The 963-nt window shown below is 66.3% G+C and carries 1 protein-coding gene; it reads left to right on the top strand.

Annotated features, from left to right (window positions below; genetic code table 11):
* Positions 1-122: 122 nt before the first annotated feature.
* A partial coding sequence (locus FEF26_RS15495; protein ID WP_138254425.1) for an ISL3 family transposase occupies positions 123-963 on the top strand: 841 nt, incomplete at its 3' end.

The raw sequence follows: 963 nt of genomic DNA, 5'->3' as shown, positions 1-963 counted from the left end.
GGCTCTTCACAATTGAGGGTGTAACCCCGGACTGGGGGCGGATGGGCGCGTCGGTCGTCGGATTAGGGTCGAGGCCTTCCGATGATGGAAGTTCCTACACAACCCATCTGGAAGACCTCGACGTGCCTGACGCTACCTTCAACACCCCTGACCTGACGAGCTTCGCCCGCCTTGATGAGCTCGGCCTCGAAGCCACTGGCCAGCGCCTTGAACCGCGGCGTGTGATGCTTGCCTGCCGCGTGGTCGAACCCGATGACTGGTGCCATCGCTGCGGATCCCCAGGCACCCCGCGGGGCACCGTGATCCGCCGGCTGGCCCACGAGCCGTTGGGCTGGCGGCCCACCACGCTGCAGATCACGGTCCGCCGCTACCGGTGTGCCGAATGTGCCCACGTATGGCGACAAGACACCACCCAAGCGGCCCAGCCACGGGCCAAGCTCTCCCGCCGAGGCCTGCGATGGGCCCTGGAGGCTCTGGTGATCCAGCACCTGACCGTGGCCCGAGTCGCCGAATCGTTGGGGGTGCGGTGGAACACCGCCAACGATGCAGTGCTGGCTGAGGGCAAGCGGCTGCTGATCAACGACCCCCACCGGTTCGACAACGTGACCACGATCGGCGTCGATGAGCACGTGTGGCGCCACACCCGGGGTGGGGACAAGTACGTCACCGTGATCATCGACCTCACCCCGCTACGGACCGGAACCGGGCCGGCCAGGCTGCTGGACATGGTCGAGGGCCGCTCCAAGCAGGTTTTCAAGACTTGGCTGGCTGAACGCGACCAAGCCTGGCGGGACAAAGTCGAAGTAGTGGCGATGGACGGCTTCACCGGCTTCAAAACTGCCGCCGAAGAGGAGCTGCCCCAGGCCGCCGCCGTGATGGACCCGTTCCACGTTGTGCGTGTGCGCCATGAGGCGCTGTGTGTGCGGATGGGGGTGAGAGACCCCTGTGGCCTGGTCGTCGCAG

Origin of the sequence: Nesterenkonia salmonea, assembly GCF_005771525.1 — a bacterium.
In the GTDB taxonomy this organism is placed as follows: Bacteria; Actinomycetota; Actinomycetes; order Actinomycetales; family Micrococcaceae; genus Nesterenkonia; species Nesterenkonia salmonea.
This window is presented reverse-complemented; position numbering and strand designations above follow the sequence as displayed.